19 protein-coding genes are annotated in these 21,369 nt (G+C 45.5%); 4 read left to right on the forward strand and 15 right to left on the reverse strand.

From position 1 onward, the window contains the following. Positions 1-130: 130 nt before the first annotated feature. From dapF to BAU14_RS09790, 3 genes are read right to left on the reverse strand one after another with little or no spacing between them, the layout of a single operon-like run. Positions 131-1,009, reverse strand: a complete 879-nt coding sequence (gene dapF, locus BAU14_RS09780) for a diaminopimelate epimerase (protein WP_161899924.1) — start codon at positions 1,007-1,009, stop codon at positions 131-133. Positions 1,010-1,015: 6 nt separating this feature from the next. Beyond that, positions 1,016-2,314 carry a diaminopimelate decarboxylase gene (gene lysA / locus BAU14_RS09785; RefSeq protein ID WP_161899925.1) on the reverse strand — a complete coding sequence of 433 codons (1,299 nt, stop codon included), beginning with the start codon at positions 2,312-2,314 and terminating at the stop codon, positions 1,016-1,018. A gap of 30 nt (positions 2,315-2,344) precedes the next feature. Then, complete coding sequence (locus BAU14_RS09790) at positions 2,345-3,502, reverse strand: M20 metallopeptidase family protein (protein ID WP_161899926.1); 1,158 nt, start codon at positions 3,500-3,502, stop codon at positions 2,345-2,347. Positions 3,503-3,743: 241 nt separating this feature from the next. Here BAU14_RS09790 and dapA point away from each other — a divergent pair, with 241 nt between their 5' ends. The 3 genes from dapA (at position 3,744) to dapD (ending at position 6,250) form a co-directional block, all read left to right on the forward strand. Next, positions 3,744-4,625 (forward strand): 4-hydroxy-tetrahydrodipicolinate synthase, encoded by an 882-nt coding sequence (dapA, locus tag BAU14_RS09795; RefSeq protein ID WP_161899927.1) that lies wholly within the window; start codon positions 3,744-3,746, stop codon positions 4,623-4,625. A 107-nt stretch (positions 4,626-4,732) separates the two neighbouring features. Beyond that, positions 4,733-5,491, forward strand: coding sequence for a 4-hydroxy-tetrahydrodipicolinate reductase (dapB, locus tag BAU14_RS09800; protein WP_161899928.1), 759 nt, complete (start codon positions 4,733-4,735; stop codon positions 5,489-5,491). A 42-nt stretch (positions 5,492-5,533) separates the two neighbouring features. Next, positions 5,534-6,250: a 2,3,4,5-tetrahydropyridine-2,6-dicarboxylate N-acetyltransferase gene (gene dapD, locus BAU14_RS09805; RefSeq protein WP_161900037.1), complete on the forward strand. Its 717-nt coding sequence runs from the start codon at positions 5,534-5,536 to the stop codon at positions 6,248-6,250. Between the two features lie 133 nt (positions 6,251-6,383). Here the strand turns inward: dapD and BAU14_RS09810 are convergent, their stop codons facing one another. From BAU14_RS09810 to BAU14_RS09835, 6 genes are all read right to left on the reverse strand, one after another. Continuing rightward, complete coding sequence (locus BAU14_RS09810; RefSeq protein ID WP_161899929.1) at positions 6,384-6,902, reverse strand: GNAT family N-acetyltransferase; 519 nt, start codon at positions 6,900-6,902, stop codon at positions 6,384-6,386. 71 nt (positions 6,903-6,973) lie between these two features. After that, positions 6,974-8,929, reverse strand: coding sequence for a beta-N-acetylhexosaminidase (locus BAU14_RS09815; protein WP_161899930.1), 1,956 nt, complete (start codon positions 8,927-8,929; stop codon positions 6,974-6,976). Between the two features lie 434 nt (positions 8,930-9,363). Then, positions 9,364-9,870, reverse strand: a complete 507-nt coding sequence (locus BAU14_RS09820) for a nucleotidyltransferase family protein (RefSeq protein WP_161899931.1) — start codon at positions 9,868-9,870, stop codon at positions 9,364-9,366. Between the two features lie 195 nt (positions 9,871-10,065). Next, on the reverse strand, positions 10,066-11,028 hold the full coding sequence (locus tag BAU14_RS09825; protein WP_161899932.1) for a DHH family phosphoesterase: 963 nt from the start codon (positions 11,026-11,028) through the stop codon (positions 10,066-10,068). Positions 11,029-11,142: 114 nt separating this feature from the next. Then, positions 11,143-12,474: a DRTGG domain-containing protein gene (locus tag BAU14_RS09830; RefSeq protein ID WP_161899933.1), complete on the reverse strand. Its 1,332-nt coding sequence runs from the start codon at positions 12,472-12,474 to the stop codon at positions 11,143-11,145. Between the two features lie 101 nt (positions 12,475-12,575). Next, positions 12,576-13,259, reverse strand: a complete 684-nt coding sequence (locus BAU14_RS09835) for a metal-dependent hydrolase (RefSeq protein ID WP_161899934.1) — start codon at positions 13,257-13,259, stop codon at positions 12,576-12,578. A 260-nt stretch (positions 13,260-13,519) separates the two neighbouring features. On the opposite strand from BAU14_RS09835, the gene BAU14_RS09840 reads away from it, so the two are divergent. Next, the gene (locus BAU14_RS09840; protein ID WP_161899935.1) at positions 13,520-14,536 is read left to right on the forward strand and encodes an NADP-dependent oxidoreductase; all 1,017 of its coding nucleotides are present in this window, start codon (positions 13,520-13,522) and stop codon (positions 14,534-14,536) included. A 78-nt stretch (positions 14,537-14,614) separates the two neighbouring features. On the opposite strand, the gene BAU14_RS09845 is transcribed toward BAU14_RS09840, so the two are convergent. The 6 genes from BAU14_RS09845 to BAU14_RS09870 all read right to left on the reverse strand — a co-directional run bounded on the left by BAU14_RS09845 (position 14,615) and on the right by BAU14_RS09870 (position 21,367). Beyond that, a complete protein-coding gene (locus BAU14_RS09845) occupies positions 14,615-14,953 on the reverse strand; it encodes an ArsR/SmtB family transcription factor (protein ID WP_161899936.1) in 339 nt (112 codons plus the stop codon). A gap of 364 nt (positions 14,954-15,317) precedes the next feature. Further along, a complete protein-coding gene (gene trpB, locus BAU14_RS09850; RefSeq protein ID WP_202622204.1) occupies positions 15,318-16,511 on the reverse strand; it encodes a tryptophan synthase subunit beta in 1,194 nt (397 codons plus the stop codon). Between the two features lie 427 nt (positions 16,512-16,938). After that, positions 16,939-18,015 carry a Gfo/Idh/MocA family oxidoreductase gene (locus tag BAU14_RS09855; RefSeq protein ID WP_161899937.1) on the reverse strand — a complete coding sequence of 359 codons (1,077 nt, stop codon included), beginning with the start codon at positions 18,013-18,015 and terminating at the stop codon, positions 16,939-16,941. Further along, on the reverse strand, positions 18,012-19,064 hold the full coding sequence (locus BAU14_RS09860) for a Gfo/Idh/MocA family protein (RefSeq protein WP_161899938.1): 1,053 nt from the start codon (positions 19,062-19,064) through the stop codon (positions 18,012-18,014). Before BAU14_RS09860 ends, BAU14_RS09855 begins: the two co-directional genes overlap by 4 nt. Before the next feature lie 12 nt (positions 19,065-19,076). Continuing rightward, on the reverse strand, positions 19,077-19,739 hold the full coding sequence (locus BAU14_RS09865) for an aquaporin (RefSeq protein ID WP_161899939.1): 663 nt from the start codon (positions 19,737-19,739) through the stop codon (positions 19,077-19,079). Beyond that, the gene (locus BAU14_RS09870) at positions 19,736-21,367 is read right to left on the reverse strand and encodes a glycoside hydrolase family 43 protein (protein ID WP_202622205.1); all 1,632 of its coding nucleotides are present in this window, start codon (positions 21,365-21,367) and stop codon (positions 19,736-19,738) included. The genes BAU14_RS09865 and BAU14_RS09870 overlap by 4 nt, the downstream gene beginning before the upstream one ends. Positions 21,368-21,369: the final 2 nt, after the last annotated feature.

Genomic DNA, 21,369 nt, shown 5'->3' on the forward strand with positions numbered 1-21,369 from the left:
ATTGACAACCTGGATTAATTCGGCTTTGATGTTGCCACGATAAAAAACGGCCCTGCCTTTTAGCGGCAAGGTCGTTTTATTAGCACTATTTTCACGCCAAGTGATGCAAAGAGTCCCTCTTGTGTACCAATCAATCGAAGTTGAGGTCCTCATCCGTAATGAGACCCCGCAAAACGATATTGGTATCCCCAATCAAGTTGAGCGCTGTTCCTTTAACTTCGACTTCCAATAAGCCACCAGGAACTGCTAAAGGAATTGGGCCGTCAGTCGGATCCACCAGAGAACGCTGCGCCAAAACATAGGCTACGGAACCGGAACCGGTCCCGCAAGCCAGGGTAAAATCTTCCACACCTCGTTCAAAAGTCCGGACTAAAATGGGCGCACCGGGTTGCTCCGGTAGCGCAAAGAAATTCACGTTAGCTCCTTTTTCAAGTAACGACCACCAGCGAAAAGCCGTTGCCACTTCCCGCAGCTCCTCTGTGGTTTTTTGAAGAAGATTTGGACAACTCACCACCAAATGAGGGATTGCGGGATCTCCCAAATCTACATGGTCTGCAAAATCAATACCAGTGGTGGCAACGCTGGCCCCTTTTTTATCCGTCAACGCTTCAAGCGGCAAATTTTTCTGATAGGCAGAAGGCGGATTCAGACGCACTTTGTAGCGCCGTTCTCCTAGCCGCCAAGCGGGGACCGGGCCAGCCATTGTATCAATAACCATCGCCGCCCCCGCAATTTTCTGTTCATATGCATAACGAGCCAAGCAACGGGCGCCATTGCCACACATTTCTGCTTCACTGCCATCAGCATTGAAAAAGCGCATACGCAGATTGGCTTGTGCCGAGACTGGTGCTTCAACAACCATCAAGGCATCCCCGCCGACAGAAATTTTTCGTTGACAAACTCTGCGAGCAATCTGTTGGAGCTGTGTTTTCGTGTAGTTGGTCCTGCGATTATCCATCACAATGAAGTCATTGCCGGCTCCTTGCATTTTAAAGAAGGCCAGTTCCATCTGCCCTCACATCCCTTCTGGTAAGCACTCATTTTGAAGTATTTGTTCGTAGCTTTGGCGTCTGACAATCAGTTGATCAACCCCATCTTTGACCATCACTACTGCTGGAATCGGTAGTTTATTGTAGTTGGACGCCATCGAATAGCCATAAGCGCCAGTCGCAAAGGTCACAAAGATATCTCCTGCTTCAACCGGTGCTGTCGCCAGATTCTTCACGAGAATATCCGTACTTTCACAGGCTTTTCCGGAAATCGTCACAACCTCTGTTAAGGACTGATCGGCTTTGTTGGCAATCAGTCCCGTATAATCAGCCTGATAAAGCCCGGGGCGAATGTTATCCGTCATACCACCATCAATCGAAGCGTAAGTCCGAATCCCTGGCAATTCCTTAATACTGCCGATGGTGTGCAGGCTGATACCGGCTTCAGCAACAATGCTGCGGCCGGGTTCAATCACGATTGTGGGACGTTTCAGATTATTTGCAGTACAAAACGCTTCTGTCAATGCCATCAAGGGTTCTAAAAAATAGGCATAGGGCTGTCGCACATCCCCTTCTACGTATTTCACTCCAAAGCCGCCGCCGTAATTTAGTTCCCGGATCTCGAAGTCATAGCGTTCTTTGACAGCGAGCGCCAGATGCAAGGCTACTTTTGCAGCTGCCAGATGGGTACTATTGTCTGCCAGTTGGCTTCCAATGTGAAAATGAAAGCCAAGAAAATCGGCGAATGGTGAGGCCATCGCTGCTTCAATCTGGGGGAAAAGAATTTCCGGATTTAAAGGGATACCGAATTTGGAATCCTTTTGGCCTGTAGAAATAAAATCGTGGGTATCTGCTTTAATCTCCGGGGTAATTCGAAATAAGATTTGCGTTTTTTTGCCAACTGCCTGACAGATGTCTTCAATCAGCGTCAGTTCTTGCAGTCCATCCACGATGATCCGCCCAACACCATATTCGATGGCCATTGTCAATTCTTCACGAGATTTGTTGTTGCCGTTAAATTCGATATGCTCCCCGGGAAAATCGGCTTTGATGGCCGTGTACAACTCACCGCCAGACACCACATCCAGAGCAAGACCTTCTCTTGCCATCAAGCGACACATCGCCAGCGTTGAGAAAGCCTTACTAGCATAAGCTGCCCGCACGTTGTCATATTTATCTAGAAAATCCCGATGCAACTCGTCGGTTCGCGCTAAGATAGCATTTTCTGAAAGTACATACAGAGGGGTTCCATATTTTTCAGCCAGTGCCACAGTATCACAACCGTCCCAATACAAATGGCCGTTTTCGATTGTTTGAATCGTCATCTCAATCGCTCCTTTTTTGATGGTACCTGTTTAGTTTTCATTTATTCGCTGCAAAAGCTCTCGGTAACACTGGATTCCCCCCAACAGATCCGCTTCATCAAATTGCAGTTTTCCGCTGTGAAGAGGATGAACCCAATCTTTTTTCTCATTGCGAATTCCCACAAAGAAAAATAGTCCCGGAACCACTTGTTGATACATGGAAAAATCTTCTGCCAACAAATACGGTGGGGTCTCTTCATAACTAGCACCGGCAATATCTGCCAGCATAGCCGCAAGTTGTGGGTCATTGTCCACGACCCGATACATGTGGTTAAATACGACCTCTGCTTCACAGCCGTATCCGGCAGCCACTCCCGCAGCAATTTCTTCGATCCGCTTCACCAACGTTTCATAGACCGCATCAGAAAAGGCCCGCATCGTTCCTTCTATCGTCACCTGACCAGGAATGATATTCATGGCTTCGCCGCCGTAAATCTTACCGAATGTCAAAACCGCTGCATCCAATGGCGACAGATTTCGGGCAACGATTGTATGAAGCGCCTGAACGACGCCGCTCATGGCTAAGATGGCATCTTGCCCTTGCTGAGGCTGCGCCCCGTGGGCACTCACCCCGCGAATAGTGATGGTGACTTCGCCATTTCTTGCCATCATTGCTCCTGGCCGACAAGCAATCACACCAGAAGGAAACTCCGGAAATACATGGAGACCGATAATCTGCTCCACTCCAAGGTCGGTTAAAACACCAGCATCAATCAATAATTGCGCTCCACCGGGGCCTTCTTCAGCTGGTTGAAACAATAAGACAATCCGGCCACAAACTGTTTCAGGATGTTCGATTAAAAATTTGGCAAAACCAAGCAAGGTTGCCATATGCCCATCATGTCCACAGGCGTGCATTTTTCCTGAATGGCGAGAAGCAAAGTCTGCCCCCGTCATTTCAGTCACCGGCAGTCCGTCGATATCTGTGCGGTAGGCGATTGTTTTTCCCGGTTGGCTCCCTTCCAGTACTACTACTAGTCCAGTCGTCAGCGGCTGTCGAATATCGGTAAATCCCAGTTGTTCCAATTCTCGCTTTAAATATGCTGTCGTGGCGAATTCTTCCAGGCCCAACTCTGGAATCTGATGCAGTTCTCTGCGCCACCGAATCACCTCCGGCAGGTATCCTCGGATTGTTTCTTCGATTTCCATACTGCCGCCTCCTGTGAAAAAATTGTGTTTTTTTTCGTTAAATGGTGATATTTCATCCTATTATATTGTATAATCCATGTAATATCGAGATTTTTTGTAAAAAAAATCATTTTCAGAATAGTTTTCAAATTTATTGATGAAAATTTGCAGGCGCTGCTGATGCATCGGTGGCACTGAGCAAACATGGCTGGCGTTGTCTTTTACGAAACCTAGTCAGTAGAAAAAGAAAGGTTGGGTTACAATGGGGATTTTCACAGGGGCGGGCGTGGCGTTGGTCACACCGATGAATGCAGACGGGTCCGTCAATTTTGAACAACTGAAAGCATTAGTGGAATGGCATGTGCAACAAGGTACCGATGCCATCATCGCTTGCGGTACGACAGGAGAAGCATCAACACTAAAAGATGAAGAACACATCGCCGTTATCGAAGCCGTGGTCAAACAAGTTGCTGGCCGAATTCCCGTTATCGGCGGGACTGGCTCTAACGATACTCAGCACGGAATCCACCTGTCTGTGGAAGCCGAACGTGTGGGGGCCGATGCACTTTTAGTGGTGACTCCTTATTACAACAAAGCCACAAATAAAAGTCTGATCAAACACTACGAAGCCATCTGTGAGAAAGTTTCGCTGCCGGTGATTCTCTACTCGATTGCCGGCCGTACTGGGCTGAACTTAACACCGGCTATGGTGGCCCGCCTCAAGGAGATTCCCAATGTCCAAGGAATCAAAGAAGCCAGTGGCAATATTTCACAGATTGTTGAAGTTTGTAAATTGGCAGATGAAAACTTCCAAGTTTATTCTGGCAATGACGACCAAGTCTTGCCGCTTTTATCAGTCGGCGGCAGCGGGGTAATTTCAACCATTGCCAACCTGTTACCGGCAGAAACCTCTAAAATGGTCCATGATTACCTTGAGGGAAACTGGGAAGCAGCTAAAAAGACACAGTTGGCGCAACTGCCATTAATTCAAGCGATTTTCAAAGAAGTCAACCCGGTACCGGTTAAAGCGGCGGTTTCCTTATTGGGCAAATGTGACATGAACTACCGCCTTCCGCTGGACACACCTGAAGAAGATACGTTAGACTTGTTGAAACAGGAAATGACGGCATACGGTCTGTTGTAATTTTGGAAAACACAAACTCTTTGCAGCAGACGGAACTCGCTGCCGAGCGTGCACGCGCCCGGGCGATCCGCCTGCTGTTTTTTTGATAATGAAACGGAGGAATTCACATGAAGAAAATCATTTTAAGCGGCGTTCACGGTCGGATGGGTCAGGTTTTACAAGCCCAGATTGCTATTGATCCGCAGTTGACAGTGGTTGCGGGGATTGATAAGCATCCAGAAATTCCGGCAGATTTTCCAGTTTATGCCACAGCTGCCGAAATCACAGAAGAGGCGGATGTCGTGATTGATTTCTCCCATCATTCCGTTGTACCTGCGCTGATTAATGCCTGCGTGGATCGGGAACTGCCACTGGTTGTAGCTACTACCGGTTTGGATACCGACACCAAAGCTATGTTACAAGTAGCCGCAAAAATTATCCCCGTCTTTGTCTCGGCTAATATGTCAGTGGGCATCAATGTGTTGATCAAAGCGTTGCAATCTGTAAGCCCGGCATTAGAAGCCGACTTCAACATAGAAATCATCGAAAAACACCACAATCAGAAAAAAGATGCCCCCAGTGGTACTGCATTGCTCTTGGCTGATGCTATCAACGATTCTCTGCTCCAGCCGAAAACCTACATTTATGGCCGTCACGGTCTGGAATTAGAAAATCCGCTGAATGAGATGGGCATCCATGCGGTACGCGGAGGCACGATTCCAGGTGAGCATACCGTGCTGTTTGCTGGTCCGGATGAAATCATCGAGCTCAAGCATACCGCATTGTCTCGAGATATTTTTGCTAACGGCGCATTGAAAGCTGGCGTCTTTTTAGCAAATCAAGCTGCCGGCCTGTACGACATGCAAGACCTGCTCAATCAAAGCTGACTCAGGTCTTAATCTAACCTGATCTAAATCTTGAAAATGGGAGTGATCCACATGGAAATTTCTGATCCTTATGAACTAGCCCGCTACATCAAAAATGCTGAAAAAACGACCCCCATCAAAGCCTATTTGCAAGGAGATCTTAGTGAAGCAATACCAGTAGCCAACGTCAAACTTTTTGGTACCGGCACCTTTTGGTTTGTCGTCGGTGACCAAAAGCCCGTGCAATCTTTTCTGGAAATAAACGGGGCACTAATCAGTGAAAGTTACCTGGAAAATGATCGCCGCAATTCAGCCATTCCATTGTTGGATTTCACCACCGTCGATGCCCGCATCGAGCCTGGCGCTTTTATTCGTGATCAGGCAGTAATTGGTAAACATGCGGTCATCATGATGGGAGCGGTTATCAATATCGGTGCCGGCGTCGGTGAAGGCTCCATGATCGACATGGGCGCCGTTCTCGGTGCTCGAGCCACCGTCGGCAAAAACGCTCATATTGGTGCCGGCGCTGTCTTGGCTGGCGTCCTCGAGCCGCCATCAGCTGCTCCGGTCATCGTGGAAGACGACGTCCTGATTGGGGCCAATGCCGTGGTATTAGAAGGGGTGCGAGTCGGTCAGGGAGCGGTGGTCGCTGCGGGTTCCGTCGTCACCGAAAATGTTCCAGCTGGCGCAGTTGTCGCCGGCTCCCCTGCCAAAATCATCAAAATGAAAGACGAAAAAACCGCCGCTAAAACCGAATTTTTAGATGATTTACGAGGATGACTCACGCTTTTTAATAAAAAATCTGATTTACCGAAAAAAAAGCAGCAGTCGCTACCGCAAAACGGTGCAACTGCTGCTTTTTTAGCAGGGTGGCCTAAATAACGGCTGCCTTTTAAAATAAGAGCTTTTTAATTTACCTTGATTTAAAACCTTCTAGCTGCAAAATCAGCAGCAGTTCATCATAGAAGTGCCCTTCAACCAATAGTCCAGCCGGTTCCCTTCCATAGACTACAAATCCCATTTTTTCGTACAAGGCTTTTGCTGAAAAATTTTCTGCATTGACTGCAACATGAACCTGTCGCAGACCTGTTTGTCCGGTAGCTTCTGCTAGTAAAAACAAAAATAGTTTAGTCGCAATCCCCTGTCCACGAAGCTTCGGATGCACATACACTCCACGAATATGGCCTTTGTGCGCTGTTTTACGATTTGTTTCCCGAAAAAAACGCATGACTCCCAACAGTTTTTCCTGCTCATCAAACCAACCGATAGCAAAACTGCCGGCTGATTCCCGGATACTTTCGACTACCCGCTGTTTCGTATAGCTTTCTTCTACGATGGGATCGGCACCAAAGGCCATCGGTGCTTCTCTAAGACCATAAAGCCGCAATACTTGATACTTTTCCCAGTCAGACTCAGTTAATTTTCTGATCATTTCTTGCGCCACCTCTGTATTCATCGAATGAACAGCCGCTGATTAGTCCAGCACTCCCCCACCGATTTTCATTAATTATAGCCGGTAACAGATCCCTGGCGGTAGCCAAAGCCGCTGATTTCGATAGGATTGTTTCCCTCACAAAAAGGTAGCCGTTTTTCCAACAATTCTGCCAACTCATCTGAACCCGCAAGATAATCTGACAACCGACGAGCTGTAGTTTTCAAACGATGGGCAGTGCCGGCGTAGCGATGCTCCAATTCTTCCCAGCCAAAAGTCTTGTAGGTGGCAGACCAAATTTTTTCGTGGACAAAGCAGAGGCGTTCAACTTTTTCTGCTAAATTAGTGAGCGCTGTGATCATCTGATGGAGCTGGTTTTGATCTTCTGCCAAACGGGCTGCCCTCAATCGCAAACCCAGTTCCGCCTTGTCCGCTAAAACTTCTGCCAGCAACTGATAGCGTTGACGGATTAATTCCATGAAAGGAGTAGTTTGTGAGGTGCGGGTTTCATGGATCGCTGTTTGCCCTTTCTTAACAGAATTTTGGTCACTTGCTGTAGTCAATTTCTCAGCCAATTTTCGATAGTAAGCTCCCAAAGTTTGTGGGGCTTGTTCATTGTGAGCCGCAACATGCCAATCATAGATCCCTGTCAGCGGATCTTGCCACAACAATAGCTTACTGATGTTTGTCATGTTCGGGTTCCCGGCAGTTACATTATCCACTTCATCGAAAGCATTAAGCTCCGTCAACAGTTGGCCCGCGCCGGCACTCAACAAATTGTCAAGAAGCGTTTCTACAGTTCCACTTTTTTGATTGGCATAAACACCTTCAGCAAACGCCACTGCGCCTGGCAGGGCATGCCAGTGCTCTGTTTCTTGGCCGTCATCTCCCCAGGTGGTGAGCATCACCTTTTTAATCTGCTGTTTACGAGCTGCCGCCAATGCCGCAGCAATGATTCGCTGGGTTTTTCCGTGATTTGGAGCGATTCGATTCCAAATATGCGTGCCACTCGCCAGAACATAGTGTTCCCGATCACAAAATGCCAAGTGCTTTTGGATCACCTGCTCATATTCAGCCACTGATTCTGAACCGTAATCCCAATGAACATAGGTCAATCCCTGCGGCAACCGGCTCATTTCCTGAGGATCCATTTGGGCCAAGGGGTTATAATAGCGGTCAGCCTTGGTTTTATCCAAGAGCTTGTATATAAAATCGCTCCAAATTTCAGCTTTCAATTGATGCTTCACTGACAAGTCCAATACCCGTTTCATATGCTCTAACATCAGAGTGACACGATCTTTGTAACCATGTAGTGCCAAATAACGGCCCAGTCCGGCCTGGTAAGCTTCATCCATTCCCAGATGAATCCGGTTTGTCTGGTACATGTCTTTGCAGGCGGCCAACATTTGATCAATGGCTTCATACGTTGCCTCTTCTCCGATTAACATCGTATTGGCATCATCTTTTAGAGCTTCACTTGCCGGCCACTTCAGAAACTGAGTCAAGTGAGCCAATGTCTGGATTGCCGGTACCACTTCCATTCCAAAATCAGCAGCAAAGCTTGTGATTTCCTTGATTTCATCAGCGGTGTAGGCCCCTCGTAAATATCCCAGATAAGGTAGACCAGGTACTTGATAGGTATCTTCCGTATAAAGATACAGGGTGTTATATCCCAAAAGTGCCAGCCTTGCAATAAATTCCTTGACGACAGCGACTTTCATCACTCCGTTGCGAGAGGCATCCAATGAAAAACTGGTTTCCACAATAGAAGTTCGTTCCTCATAACGACCTTCTTTGGACTGCGCCAATCGTGGCAAGCCGATAAATACGGCCCGATAGAAAAGAAATTCCGACGACAACTGAATTTTCGTGATCCCTGCTTCTGTAGTAATCAAAATCCGCTGCTCAACTGGCAACAGCGTTTCATTCTGAAACAAACCAACTTCCACAGTATCCAAAGCCGGCAGTTGAATTCCCAAATTTTTGATATAGGCCAAGTTGCGAGCCTGACTTGCTGTTAAATGCATAATGCCCTCCATCTCAGAAAATCTGCAGTAAAAGCTGACTCTTTAGACAGACTCAGCTGTTTGCTAATTCCTCATGTATTAATTATTTGCCCATCCTAGGCCTAGACATGCCAAACTATAAACGGCTCTTTTGTTCTATCTTTTCTCCGCTAACAACTACAGATTGTCCATCAAAAGCTGAGAAAATCAGAAGAATCTCGATCCGTCCTTTCCCAAGCTGTGCTAATCATTCATTTCAGTGAAGTTCACACCTCTTTTTTAAACCGTAATAAAAGCCGCAGAAACTAGTACTATTGCCCGGAGCCATTGTACTACTCCATGACCAAGCCGACCACCTCAAGTGAGATCGCCGGCTCTATGAATCACTTCTTATTGCTGAACTTTTTTATAAAAAGCCGCGCTAATACAAGGAGTATCTCGCGGTCGCAAAGCCATTACCGTTTTCCTAATACTTCTTCTAAAACGGTGATTTTCCCCAAATCTTTGTGGTTGTTGCGATCTTGGCGGTAGCTGTCTTCAAGCGATGACTGATAAAGCTGTAAAAACTGCTGCTGGGTGGGTAGATAAAAATGAGCGCCGGTATCGACTTTTTCCGGCAACTCTGCCAAAGGAATGCCCGCAAATCCCGGTAAGGTCTCGATCACGCCAAAACCAATCTTGACCTTATCTCTGATGAATTTATGTTCATGAAGATCTTCCAAACGATACCCAAGCTTCGCCATGAGGGCAACGATGGCCTCCCACTGCTGAATCATTTCTTCTGCAGAAACCTCATCGAAGCCCCGAGGATCTCCCGGCACCAAAATGTCGATGTCATCTGGATAAAAATCAACGCCGGTAACCTGCTCCACCCCTAACGATCCAGATAGCAATGGGATAATCCCCTGCTGATTCAATGTTTTGGCCACCTCTAAAAACTCATGATACAACTCAAAATCCATAACTACCTCCATTATTTTTTCTATGTAGGAAAGACAGCCGCTACCGTTACCAGCTGCTGCCCTTTTTTGTCATTTTCTTAACGATAGACGATCGCTCGTTTATCAGTGGCAAAGCAATGGAACCATTGGAAAACAGCACTATTTTACCTGAGACACAACGACAGAATCAGAACTAAACCAGCTTTTTACTAATCCTTATTTTGTGCTGTTTCTAAACTCACGACACGCTGCTTGAATTTCACCATAAATTTCGGCAACTTCCTCCAGATCACGGGCATTCGCCCCGGAAGCCAGCAGATGACCACCACCATGGTGACGTTTGGCAATTTCGTTAATCACCGGACCTTTAGAGCGCAGACGTACCCGATAGTAGCCCTCTGGTTGCCAAACAAAAATTGCCCAAGCTAAGAGAACATCGATGGTTCCTGGCAACGAAACCAGATGTGAGGTCTCTGAGTCTGCCACCCCGTATTCCTCCAGCAATTCTTTTGGCAAAATCACTTTGGCTGCGCCGTTTTCATCTGCTTCGATGTTTTGGTACAGGTAGCCGGAAAGTCGTGCCACCTTCATAGAAATCTGCTGCAGCTGTCGATTTAATTTGGCAGCGTCAAATCCATAAGACAATAGCCGACCGGAAAGCTCCAATGTCTGAGCTGTAGTAGCTGGGTACAAGAAACGTCCAGTATCACCAACAATACCGGCGTAAAGCAGTCGTGCCGCTTCTTTTGACATCACTAAATCATCTGGGAAAGAAAATGCAAAATCAGCGATAATTTCACTACAGCTGGAAGCTTTGGTGTTTACCCACACGATATCCCCATAAGGTTCGTCGTTAGGATGATGGTCGATTTTGATTAGCATGGCTCCCCGTGTAAAACGGTCATCAGAAACCCGGGGGGCATTCGCAGTGTCTGTCACAATCACCAACGCACCTTCGTATTTTTCGTCAGCAACCTCATCCATCACTGCCAAATAATCCAGTCCTTCCACTGGTCCGCCAGCTTGGTAAATTTCCTTTTCCGGGAAACTGGCCCGCAAAACTTCTGCCAAACCTACTTGGGAGCCGATGGCATCGGGATCTGGCCGCATGTGGCGATGGATGATGATTCGGTCATATTTTTTGATTGCTTCTAAAATCTCTTGTCGAATACTGCTCATACTTAATTGCCTCTTTTCAAATATTTGCTTAGCTTGTAAAAACAACTGTCGGAAAAATTTACTGTTTACGACTGTTGCACTTGATTACGAACTTTTCGTCAGACTGTGGGAAAATCAAGGCCGCTCCAACACTTGGCAGACCACGATTGCTTTTGCTACCAACGTATTTTCGATATAAATCTCGATATCCAATTTACCGGAACGACGACCCAACTCAAGAATCCGCGGACGAATCACCAGTTGGCTTTCCAACTGAATCAAACGGAAATAATACAAGTTCACCTGCTCGATCCAAGTATTGCGGCGTTGGTTGAGATACAAGGTTCGTTTTGCGGCATTGGCGACGACTTCGTTCAATACGCCAAATGCAATCGTCCCCACTTCATTGACCATCTGTGGAGAAACCGTAAAGACGAATTCCGGCATTTCTTTTTTGCGACCCTCTGCATCGTGATCAATCATTTGGATTTCTCCGGTAATCTGATCGCTGATGGTATCGGACATCTGAGTCTGCCGCTGTACCAGCTGCATCGCCTTCATAACGTCTTGACGAGACACCAGCCCTACCAAACTCAAATCATCAGAAACTACCGGCATCACTTCCAGGCCGTCCCAAATCATCTGATGACTGACAGAAGCTACACTCATCTCCCGTTTGACGAAGTTGGGATCTTTGGTCATGACTCGTTCAATCAATGTCTTATCGGGTTTTTCCAGCACATCTTTTGCAGTCACAATTCCCACTAAGCGCATGCTCCGATTGACGACTGGGAAACGGGAATGGCTGGATTTTTCAGCAAGTTTTTTGTATTCCTTGACAGTTTCTTGGCTGTTGAGGTACAAGGTCTTCTCAAGGGGCACATAAATATCTGAAACCAGCATGATGTCTTTTTTGATCAGCTGATCAGACAAGGCTCGGTTAATCATAGTAGCCACCGTGAAAGTATCATAGGTGGTGCTTAAAACCGGCATCTCCACTTTATCTGCCAGTTGGGCAATTTCTTCAGAAGTGCCGAAGCCCCCGGTAATCAACACCGCCGCACCGTCTTCCAATGCCAGACGATGGACTTCTTCTCGGTTACCGACAATCATCAAAGAGCCGGGGGTAATATACCGTTCCATAGCTTCTTCTTTCATCGCACCGATGACAAACTTGTTCAAAACTTTGTTCAGTCCAGCAGCGCCCCCCAGGACTTCCCCTTCGATGATTTGAACCACTTCACCGAACGTCAGACGTTCGATATGTTTTTTTAATTTTCGTTCGATTCGGATAGTTCCTACCCGTTGAATTGTGGAAACCAGACCGATGTTTTCTGCGTCTTTGATGGCCCGGTATGCCGTGCCTTCACTAACGCTCAGCGCTTTGGCAATTCCGCGCACCGAGATACGGTCGCCGATAGGTAGGCTTTCAATATGGTTTAAAATAAGGTCGTGTTTCGTAGCCAACTGCTTCAACTCTTTTCTCTTATATAGATGGTTGGCAAGTCCAGCATTGAAAAGCTGCTTCAACGCCAGACGCCGCAATGGAGGGGATCACCACAAGATGATTATAGAATCAATGTTTCCCCTGGGAGCATAATCTGCCCGACTCCTGAAGGCAACAAATCCAGAAATTGGTGAGGATCTTGCTGAATCACGGGAAAGGTATTGTAATGGATTGGCACGACCTTTTTAGCCTGTACGCTAGTCGCAGCCATTGCCGCTTCTGCAGGTCCCATCGTGAAATTGTCGCCGATAGGTAACAAAGCCAGGTCAATAGCAAATGCTTCGCCCAGCAATTCCATATCACGAAAATAAGCAGTATCACCGGCATGGTAAATTGTCTTTCCGTCGATTTCCAGAATCAAGCCCGCAGGTTCGCCCATATAAAGCATCTTCCCGCCGACTTCCAAACCGGAACTATGCAGAGCCGGAACCAATTTGACCCGACCAAAGGGAAAATCAAAGCTCCCGCCAAGATTCATGCCATGAGTCTTTTGAACACCCCAAGATTCCGCATAGTGACAAATTTCTACCATCCCAATAACTGTCGCCGACTCTCTTCTGGCAATCGCCACCATGTCGCCAATATGATCTGAATGTCCGTGAGTGAGCAAGATATAATCGGCACCCACATCATCAGCCGAGATATCGGCTTTGGGGTTACCACTAAAGAAAGGATCGATAACTATCCGCGTACCAGTTGCAGTAACAATTGAGACGGCTGAGTGCCCGTGATAGGTGACTTCCATAATCATTGCCCTCCGTTTTTAAATTTTTAATTGACAGGAAAAACAGCTTTACGCTTCCGCCAGCTCCTGTTACTGTCGGGTAATGTAACAGATTTATTATAACAGATAAAACAGAATTTGCGGACAGGAAAACGCTTTTTCTACTTGCGGCAGTGAATCAGAAACCGTTGACAAGTTGCCTTGGTTGACTTATTTAAACCAAAGAAATAAACTACAGCCATCCTTCGTTTAAAAATATAAACCAAAAGAGGCAAACTTATATGACACAAACTATGAAAGCCGCTGTAATCTCTGCTTACAAGCAAGAATTCCCCGAAATCGTTGACCTGCCGCGTCCTGCTCTACAAGCTGGTGATGTGCTGATTCAAGTGGCGGCAGCCTCTATTAATCCCATCGACCTAAAAACCAAAGACGGTGGCTTAAAAATGTTGCTTCACTATGATTTTCCGCTGATCTTAGGCAGCGATTTTGCCGGTACTGTAACTGCCATCGGTCCAGCGGTAACTCGTTTTAAAGTTGGTGATCGTGTCTATGGTCGTGTTCAAAAAAATCGAATTGGTACCTTCGCTGAATATTTAGCCGCAGCACAAACAGACCTCGCTTTAATTCCAGACATGCTTTCCTTCACGGAAGCTGCAGCATTACCTTTAGTAAGCCTTACCAGCTACCAGGCGTTGCAAGAAATCATGCAGATTAAGCCCGGTGAGAAAGTTTTGATTCAAGGCGGTTCTGGTGGAATCGGTACTGTCGCAATTCAGATTGCAAAAGCACTGGGGGCGTTTGTCGCCACCACGACTAGCAGCCACAACTTTCAATTAGTAAAAGAGTTAGGCGCAGATTTCGTGATTGATTATCGCCAACAGGATTTTTCTGAGGTAATAACAGATTATGATTATGTTTTCGACACACAAGGCGGCAAAATTTTAGAAAAAGCATTTACCATCGTCAAACCCGGTGGCAAAGTCGTCAGCATCACCGGCTTGCCCAACCACCGTTTTGCAAAAGCATACGGATTGTCCCTCTGGAAAACCGGAGCGCTCCGGCTTGCCAGCCATCGTTTAAGCCGCTTGGAAAAGGATACCGGTGTTGGTTATGAATTTCTATTTATGAGACCTGACGGCGACCAGCTGACTCAGCTGGGGGAAATGATCACAGCCGGCAAGCTGCGGCCAGTGATCGACCGTGTCTTGCCCTTTACGAAAATCAAGGAGGCCTTTACCTATTCTGCTTCTGGAGGCGCTCGTGGCAAAATCCTTCTGCAAATGATTCCTGATTAAGAAAATAGACATGTTGCTCCCAAAATAGCGTGATTTGACGCATCCAACAAAAGCAAGCCAGCTAATCTTGCAGCATCTTCATTGAGTCTCGCTACCCTCTGACATGATTTTCATCACATGCTGCAAAAGTGTCATCAGCTTTTTTAACTCCGTCGTGTCATGGTTGAAATAATAGTAATTTTTCGTACCGACACTATGGTAATCCACTAATTTTGCATCCCTCAGAATCTTCAAATGGTGAGATACCGCCGGACGTGATAACTTGGTAGCCTCCGTCAGCTCTGTCACCCGTAGACCCTCACGGGATCCTTTTTCCAGTAAGGTTAAAATAATCGCCTGGCGTTTTTCATCTCCCAAAGCTACTAAGAAATCAGCGGCATCAATAAATTCTCCTTGCAACTTTTTAAAATCTGCCATCGTCGCATCTCCGTCCATATTTTTAAACCATTTAATCACCCGCTGCCTGACTTGTCAAAGAAAAGGTCAAACAGGAAATGTCTGGCTTCTATTAGACTGCTGTCTACGTTGCTCCCTTAAGAGACAACAAACCACCGTCTCTCTGTCATTTGCAGAAAGTGCGGTGGTTTGTTGTTGGTTTGTTATCAAAACTCCGGAGTTTCTTGGAGAGTTTCTCCTGGAGAATGGAACCTCTTTTACTGATTTAAACAGAGCTGCTCTGCTCTGTGCACCCTCTCAAAACAGTTTTTGCAAAGCTGGTCCTTCGAGGTCACTTGCTCTCTGCCTTTTAGACAAGCTGTTCGTCGTACTATTGGGGAATTGATCAAAGCTCGATACCCAGATATTTCGCAATTTGTTCGACGTCTTTGTCCCCACGGCCAGAAATAGTGATCAGCACGATTTGGTCCTTGTCCATTTGTGGGACACGTTTGACTGCTTCGGCTACCGCATGGGAGCTCTCGATAGCAGGGATGATTCCTTCTGCTTTTGAAAGAGTCAAAAAGCCTTGAACCGCTTCTTCATCAGTGATTGGCACATATTCTGCACGGCCGCTTTTCTTCAGGTAGGCATGCTCAGGCCCGACCCCTGGGTAATCCAAACCAGCAGAGATAGAATAAACCGGTGCCACATTACCGGCATCGTCAAACATCCCATAAGTGTTCATGCCGTCCAATACCCCAATCGTCCCCATAGTCATAGTAGCCGCATGACGGTCTGTATCAATGCCTTCACCGGCAGCTTCGGCACCTACCAACTGCACATCTTTTTCATCAATATAATCTGCAAAAGAGCCGATTGCATTGGAGCCACCGCCGACGCAAGCAATTACCATATCCGGTAGCCGCCCTTCTTTTTCAAGAATCTGGCGTTTGGATTCTTCACTGATGACTTTTTGAAAATCTTTTACCATCATAGGATAAGGATAGGGACCTACAGCAGAGCCCAAGATATAAAAGGTATCCTCGAGGTTTTCCACGAAATCGGCGAAAGTCGCATCCACTGCATCCTTTAGTGTTTGCGTTCCTTGCGTCACTGGATAAACTTTCGCGCCCAGCATTTCCATCCGAAAAACATTCAGCTTCTGGCGCTCCACATCTTCTGCTCCCATATAAACGGCACATTCAAACCCAAAACGGGCAGCCGCGGCAGCTGTTGCCACACCATGTTGACCGGCACCAGTCTCCGCAATCATCCGTGTCTTACCCATTCGTTTTGCCAACAGCATCTGCCCCAAAACATTATTCAGCTTATGAGCCCCCAAGTGATTCAAGTCTTCTCGTTTCAGATAAATTTTTGCGCCGCCTAACTGCTTTGTAAGTTTTTCCGCATAATACAAGGGTGTTTCCCGCCCTGAATATTCTTTTAGCAAGGACCGATATTCCGCTTGAAAAGCTGGGTCCTGTTTTGCTTCTTCATAAGCCACCGCGACTTCATCCAATGCTTGCTTGACCTCCGGCGACACGAATTGTCCCCCAAATTCTCCATAAAAGCCCTGCATTTCTTTGATTTTCTCCATGATTGATTCCCCCGTTTTAGTTTTGTTTTTTACTGGATTGAATACTCATTACTTAATGGCTCGACGCAGCAACAGTCTCTCTTCTCCAAAACGACTACCGGAATCTAGAATCAAAAAGGACCGGCAGGCTTTTCAGCGCTCCGGTCCTGGAAAATCGTTATCGACCGGCATAGATGACTTTCGCGTACGCCAAAGCTGCATCTATGCCCATGCATACACGCAACTTCAACTATGCCAGTTCCACCAGTATGTAAAAGTTTGACGTGCATTCATGTGTGTTTCCCCATTTCTTCAAGAAGTTGCTTCAAAGTATAGCAAGATAAATTCTGAATTGCAAGAATATTTTTTAATTTGTTTGATAAAAAACTAATCGAATTTTTCTAATATAATGACCACCTTGTGCTAACATCTATAAAAAAACAAACAACTAACTATCACTTTGCGGAGAATTCTTGATTTTCTCAACTTGACCACTCTTGATAGATGCTTCTAATAAAAGAGTAAAGGTCATGTCTTCAATGGCTTCATCGATACTGTAAAAACTTTCTCCAGTCTCACAAAATTGCGCCATTGCCAGCATGACTTCTGCCGTTGCGATATCGTCGTCAGAAAATGGCAAATCTGAAAAAGGATTTTTATAAAGCCATTCACCCTGGAATTGAATGCCTTTTAGACCGCTCCCTTCCATATTTTCATTGATGCCTCGCTGAATTCGCCAGAGTTTGTCGTATGAAGGTATACCCGGTTCGGATACATATCGAATCTCTTCATTATTGATTTCGCCTTTATCACCTCTGATGGACAAATGTGAAAAGCGCGTATAGCTGCGGTGCTGATCTCCTTCAAAATCATAAATGCCCACAGCACCTTTTTCAAAAGTGGCAATACCAATCGTACGTGCCTCTGTGACCAGGTTTTTTCCATCAGTATCTTGATCTCGCAAAAAGCCACTTCTCGAGTCGACCGTAAAACGATTGCCTTGAACTGAAAGTAGTTTCCCAGGATTTTGCAAGTAAGCTTTCAGCAAGCTAAAAGCATGGTAATTATTAGTCAAAGATACTTGAGCTGATTGTGGAACGCCGATTACTCCTTTACGGATTAATTGTAACTGTGCTTTTTGCAACGGTCTCATCGCATATTGCTCGGCTATTTGAGTGTATTGGCGGCTTTTAGGATGTCGACTGATCATTTCCAGTTGTGACCCATTGATACCTAATGGAGTCTCCACCAAAAGTGGCAGTTCCAAAGATAATAATTCAAGGAGCTTTTCTGCTTGAACATTCATGTTGATACACAGCAGAATGAAATCCGGACTTCCAGTTGTCAATGCCTCCGAAATATCTGAAACACATACTACGCCCAACTCATGATATAGACGCTTTTTTTCGGGATTTCGTGTGACAACAGCCTGTACAAGAAAGTCTTTTTTCAAATGAGCAAGAATCCTCAAATAATTTTCTACACGCCAACCGCTCCCTACGATAACAATCTTTTTTTGACTCATTTGTTGCTATCCTCCTTCATATATTGCCGAAAACCTTCACAATACTCCTCATTTTGTAAAGGTAGATGGATCCATTTCCGTTGCCAACTTGATAACCAAGCTCCATGAATTAACATTAATGCTCTGAGATTTACTGCAACTGGTACTTGAGATTGTTGTGAACCTCGAGCAGCTAATTCAAAATTACGAATCAGCTCATGGCGATTTTTTTCCCATTGCTTCGGTTCATCAAACGTTTCAGTAAAAGTCTCCCCTGAAATCAATTGGCAGGTTAGCCGATTGCCCACTACCTCTAAGCGCCCATTTTCTCCAACAAGCTCCACAGACTCTTTTCCCAGAGGCTCAGCGAAACTGGTCATAAAGGTTCCCGTCAAACCATTCGGATACCGCAAAATAAGAAAAGCTTCATCATCGACTTCAATGTTACGATATTTCCCAAAAGAGATGCTGCTAACCAGCTCATTAGGAGAACCAAATAGAAAATCGAGTAAATCAATTTGATGGACAGCTTGGTTCAAAAGTATGCCCCCACCATCTTGCACCCAAGTCCCACTCCAATTTCCCTCAAGAAAATAGGCGGCATCTCGGTAATACTGTGGATTATTCCATTGAAATCGTTGAAGTCTACCCAATGTCCCCGATAATTCTTTCATTCTTTTCACCAGAGGATCAAATCGCGATTGAAACATCACTTCGCATATTAGCCCACAGCTTTCACTCAGGTTGGTCAGTTCCATAATCTCATCTTCCAAAATTGCTGCCGGTTTTTCCACTAAGACATGTTTATTTTTTAATAGGGCCTCCTTGGCCATAGCAAAGTGAAACCGATTCGGCGTTGCAATTAAGACACCCTCCACTAACGGATCCTGCAGCACCTCTTGAAAAGTTACAAACACCTCCAGTCCAGGCCATTTCCCAATAATGTTCGCAGCTTTTTGAGAATTACCGGTCTGTACTCCGTAAATTCGAACATTTTCTAAAGGTTCTTCCATCAATTCGTTGACATAGCGCTGTCCCATATTGCCATAACCAATGATTACCAATCGCATACCTATTTCCTCCTACTTAAAAAAGCTTATAAATAAAACACCGCCAAGAACGGGAGCCACTGTTGAAGAGACTAGACTGTTTTTTATTTCTGGCCAGCGGTTACTTTTTTTGACATACAGCAATCGGGGAACCAAGTCTCTAACCGGGTTCAAAGATGCTCCAGTCAGTGGACCAACAAAATATACAAGTCCACCGATAAATAGACTGACAATAAAAAAATTGGTCCATCCTGAGGTAAAAGAGGCTGCTGTCTTGCTGACCCACAAAAGAGAAAAAGTCGCAGCTGCTTCAAAGACTATCGCTTTTTGGCAGCTGATTGCTCCTGCAACAGCTGCATAGTCCTGCAATTGTTTATTTTTGGCTGAAGGAAGCCCTAGTAAGATGATAACGGCTACCATGGCCCCGAGCATTTCAGCAAAAATGCCAAGAACAAAAGCCAACGCAGAATGCTGTTTGAGAACCGTATCCTGAAATAAAAAGATGGGATTCATATTTGCTGAACCTAGACGATGCCCGACAACGTTTCCAATGAAAACAGCAATCACCCAGTAACTAGCAGTTTTCTTTTGGGTTGCTTGCGAATCAAATTGGGTCAGTCCGAGTCCCAGAAAAAGCAGCAAAAAGGTGCTCACGGCCTCTCCTATAATCAAATGCATCATTCCTAACAAACTCATCCGTCGCCCCTTTCTTCAAGCGCTATGGTTTCCTCATATCTAAAATAATCAAAGTCGGCTGCTTTGCGATCTCCAGTCAAATCAACACAATGTATTCCCACAAATGCCCCGGTAAAATAACCTCCTTGTTGAATATAATCATCTGATAGTTTCCAACTGTCAAATACAGGTGTCAAACGAATCCACTCAAATCCATCCAAAGAATATGAAAAATGATAGGTTAATTCTTCCACTTTAACTTTAAGATAAATTCCTGTTAAATCCTCTGGCAATAGGAGTTCTTCTGTCATCGGAGCAGATGCTTTAAAATGCTCACATGCTATTATAGATAATACTTTTTGCCCTTCATTATTACAGGTCAAGTGACAGCTGACCCAGTTTTGGGTATTGTAGTAGCAAATTAAACCAGCAAACTGTTGGAAAAAAACGGGTTCAAATTCTAAATAAGTTTCTGCTTCAAACGAAAACGCCTGCCAGCGACGAGCTACTAATGCTTGATAAAATTGTGAGTGCAACGATTCTCGACCGAAAAGTCGCAGAAATCCTATGCGTTCCGTCAAACTGCCAATCTCACTACTAAAAGGCAGCCGTAAAGTTTGAAATGTAGGATTGAGCCTTTCGCTGTCAAAGTGATCGATAGTTTTTTGATCAGCCCGCCAGCTGACTTCTGGAATATTTGGCGCTTCGATTTCTAAACTTGGAAATGGACCATCAACTACATAGGGCCATCCTGCATGCCACTCAATTTTTTGAAGTGCCGTTTCTCGACCTAACGGACAATAGCCACGGTTTTCTAATAGTTTGAATTTCTCCGGTTTTATGGGCCTTCCAATCAAATGAGCTAAATACCAATCGCCAGTCTTTGTTTGTACCAATGACGCATGGCCAGCCTTCTGTAGCGGATTGCGAGGATCTCCCCATGAAGTTAGGAACGGATTGTTTGGATGAACTTCATAAGGTCCTTCTATGCTGCGGGAACGAGCGATAGTAGCAGCATGGTCGTATTGGGTTCCCCCTTCTGCTGTCAAAAGATAATACCAGCCATCAATCTTGTACAGATGGGGAGCTTCCGTCAAACCAAGATCAGTTCCTTTAAAGATTACTTTACGTTCTCCGACCAGACTCTTTTCCTCCTGCGAGTATTCTTGAAGTACAATTCCAAAAAAGCGGTGGTTATTTGGCCGAAAATCCCAGACCATATTCACGAAATATTTGCGACCATCTTCATCATGAAAAAGTGACGGATCAAATCCGGATTGGTTCATATAAATGGGATCGGACCATTCGCCGTCAATACTTTCGCAAGTTACTAGGTAATTCGTAACATCTTTAAACACATCCCCTTCAACCACTTTTACATCCGAATAAATCAACCAAAAGCGCCCGTTCGCATAGGATAAGCAAGGAGCCCAAACACCTCCAGAATCCGGATTTCCTAACATATTTAACTGTGAAGTCCGTGCTAATGGGCGACTGATCAAATGCCAGTTAACTAGATCCTTTGAGTGATAAATCTGAACCCCTGGGAACCATTCAAATGTGGATACCGCAATATAGTAGTCATCCTCGACACGACAAATACTTGGATCCGGATGAAACCCTTTTAAAACAGGATTAATAATTTTCATAA

Source organism: Candidatus Enterococcus leclercqii (genome assembly GCF_009933135.1).
GTDB classification, from domain to species: domain Bacteria; phylum Bacillota; class Bacilli; order Lactobacillales; family Enterococcaceae; genus Enterococcus_C; species Enterococcus_C leclercqii.